Genomic DNA, 3,256 nt, shown 5'->3' on the forward strand with positions numbered 1-3,256 from the left:
CCGGCCCGCGGGGCCCCCCCGCCGCTCCGCCGCCCGGGGCGGGCCGCCCCCGGGGGGGGCGCCCCGGGGGGGGGGGCGCCGGCGGGGGGGGCCCCGGCGGGTGTCCGGCAGGGGCCCGCGTCGGATCGGGTCGTCGGATCAGTGCTGCAGGGTGAGGACGCCCGGACGCCAGGGGAGCTGGTCGTAGGGGCCGCCGGCGGTGGGGGACTTGCCCTGGTAGAGGAACTGCAGGTTGCAGGGGTCGATGGTCATGGTCTGGTCCGGGTTGTTGCGGACCAGGTCGCCGTGGCTGATGTCGTTGGTCCAGGACGCGCCGCTGTTGGCCTTGCCGGCGAAGGGGCTGGACTCGGTGGCGGCCTGTGGGGTCCACGAGCCGTTCAGGCTGGTGGCGGTGAAGGAGCGGAAGTAGCGCTGCTCGCTCGCGCCGCGCGCCTCGACGATCATGAGGTACTGGTTCCGGTCCTTGACCTTGTAGACCTGCGGGGCCTCGAACAGGTTGGCCGCGGTGTCGGTCATGACCGTGGTGTAGGAGGAGCCGAAGCTGCCCGGGAAGTTCCCGATCGGCATGCTGGCCCGGTAGATGCTGCCGTTGTCACCGGCGAAGAAGAGGTACATGTTCTGGTCGTCGGCGATCAGGGTCTGGTCGATCGGGCCGGTGCCGGAGTTCGGGATGCTCCCGGTGAGGAGCGGCTGCGGCGAGGACCAGCCGTTGGGGTTGGTGGGGTCGCTGGAGGTGCGGTAGATGAACGGCCAGGCGCCCCACTGGTAGGCCAGGATCCAGATGTTCTTGGGCGCGAAGTAGAACAGGGTGGGCGCCACCGCGGACTGGCTCATGCCGGTCTGGGCGGCCGAGGCCATGCCGGACCAGTCGGTGAAGGGCGCGAACGCCATCGAGCCGTACGAGGAGCCGTTCACGTTCGAGGCGTAGACCAGGTGCTTGCCGTTGTAGACGACGTTCGTGAAGTCCTTCACCGAGGCCCAGCCGTTGGCGGGTTGCGCCAGGGCGCCCGTGGAGCTCCACCGGTAGGTCGACGGGAGGGGACAGGCGGTGCCGGTCGGCGGGGGCGTGGTCGGGGTGGTCGGGGTCAGGCCGGTCCACTGTTGGTTGCTGCGGCCGTTGCACGTCCACAGCTCCACGGCGGTGCCGTTGGCGGTGGCGCCGCCGGTGACGTCCAGGCACAACCCGGACTCGACACCGGTGACCGTGCCGTCGGCGTTCACCCGCCACTGCTGGTTCGCGCCGCCGCTGCAGGTCCAGATCTGCACCCGGGTGCCGGCGGTGGTGGCGTGGTTGGGGACGTCCAGGCACTTGTTGCCGTAGACGGTCAGTTGGTTGGCGGACGTCAGCGTCCACTGCTGGTTGGTTCCGTTCCAGCAGTCGTAGATCTGCAGCAGGGCGCCGTCGGTCTGGCCGGCGTTCGCCACGTCGAGGCACCGGCCGGACGAGACGCTCCGCAGGGCGCCGGTGGTGGCTGCCTGGGCGGGGCCCGCGACGAGCATCGCCGCCAGCGCCGCCGCGGTCGCGACGAATGCGGTGAGCAGCACGGACAACTGCCTGCGGCTCGGATTTCGGCTGTGCATGGGACCTCCTCGGAGTGGTGAAGGGGATGCAGTCACGGCACGACTGTGAGCGCTCACAAGCTGTCGCAAGCGCTCCTGCGCATGCCGCGGTAGGGGGTCGTGCCGAGGTCGGGGGCGGGGGCGGTGCGGGACCGCCCCCGGCCTCGGAGCGACAAGCCGGTTGCGGATCAGCTCACTTGAAGTTCCAGTGCTGATTGGCGCCGCTGTTGGCGTCCCAGATCTGGACGGGGGTGCCGTTGCCGGTCTGGCCGCCGGGGGTTTCCAGGACGCGGCCGCTGGCGACGTTGGTCAGGGTGTAGGAGCCGTCGCCGTTGCGGCTCGCCTTCCAGTGCTGGTTGGCGCCGTTGTTGGCGTCCCAGACCTGCATCCGCGTCCCGTTGCCGGTCTGGCCGCCCGGGTCGTCCAGGACCCGGCCGCTGGCGATGTTGGTCAGCGTGTAGCTGCCGTCGCCGTTCTGGGTGGCCCGCCACTGCTGGTTGGTGGCGCCGCCGGCGTCCCAGACCTGGAGCGGGGTGCCGTTGCCGTTCTGCCCGGCGGGTTCGTCGAGGACGCGTCCCGCCGCCACGTCGGTGAGCGTGTACACGGTGCCGGAGGTGATGCCCCCGCTCGGTGTGCCGCCGCCGCTGTTGTTCAGGGCGGTGAGGACGGCTCCGTAGGCGGGCTTCTTGTTGCCGCTGTTGTCGAACAGCAGGGGGTTCTCGCCGGTGCGCCAGGAGTCGCTGTCGCGGATGCCCCACACGGTGATGCCGGTGCAGCGGGCGACGCCGAGGCAGGCCTGGACGGCGCTCGTGTAGGCGGTGGGGGACGCCTGGGCGATGTCGAGCTCGGTGAGCTGGACGTCCACGCCGAGCGCGGCGAAGCTGGACAGCGTGGTCTGGAAGCCGGCCGGCGGGCCGCCGGCACCGAAGTGGCTCTGGAAGCCGACGCAGTCGATGGGCACACCGCGGGACTTGAAGTCCTTGACCATCCTGTAGACGCCCTGGGTCTTGGCGTCGGACCAGTTCTCGATGTTGTAGTCGTTGTAGCAGAGCTTGGCCGCGGGATCGACGCCCCGGGCGGTGCGGAAGGCCTCCTCGATGAAGCCGTCGCCCAGCACGTTCTGGAACACCGAGCCGCGGTGCCGGCCGCTGCCGTCGTCGGCGAAGGCCTCGTTGACCACGTCCCAGGCGTAGATCTTCCCCTTGTAGTGGGCCATCTCCTGGGTGATGTGGTTGTCCATCACACTGCGCAGGGTGTTGGCGTCGTTGATGGAGGAGACCCAGTTGGGCAGCTGGGAGTGCCAGACCAGGGTGTGGCCGCGCATCCGCTGGCCGTGCGCGGAGGCGTGGCTGACGATCGAGTCGGCGGGGGCGAAGTTGAACGACCCCCGGGAGGGTTCGGTGGTGTCCCACTTCATCTCGTTCTCCGGGGTGATCATGTTGAATTCCCGGTCGAGGATGCTTGCGTACGTCGAGTCGCCGAGCTTGCCCGCGGGCGATGCGGTGCCGAAGTAGCGGCCACTGCCGGACGCTGCCGCGCCCAGTGTGCCCGCCCCGGCGGCCTGGACCGCGGGGGCCGCGGCGAGGACCGCGACCATGCCGACCGCCGCGCAGACTGCCGGTGTCAGGACCCTGCCAAGACGGATTCTCTCGTTGAGCCGTGGCATGACGGATCGTTCTCCTTGGGTGGGGGGAGG

2 protein-coding genes are annotated in these 3,256 nt (G+C 70.4%); both read right to left on the reverse strand.

Features of this window, described 5'->3' with window-relative positions:
- Window positions 1-138: 138 nt before the first annotated feature.
- Entirely contained in the window at window positions 139-1,581 is a 1,443-nt protein-coding gene (locus ACFV0G_RS32055; RefSeq protein ID WP_380555606.1) for a non-reducing end alpha-L-arabinofuranosidase family hydrolase, read from the reverse strand.
- A 172-nt stretch (window positions 1,582-1,753) separates the two neighbouring features.
- The gene (locus ACFV0G_RS32060) at window positions 1,754-3,226 is read right to left on the reverse strand and encodes an endo-1,4-beta-xylanase (protein ID WP_380555608.1); all 1,473 of its coding nucleotides are present in this window, start codon (window positions 3,224-3,226) and stop codon (window positions 1,754-1,756) included.
- Window positions 3,227-3,256: the final 30 nt, after the last annotated feature.

It is taken from the genome of Kitasatospora sp. NPDC059571 (genome assembly GCF_042735675.1).
Taxonomy (GTDB): Bacteria; Actinomycetota; Actinomycetes; order Streptomycetales; family Streptomycetaceae; genus Kitasatospora.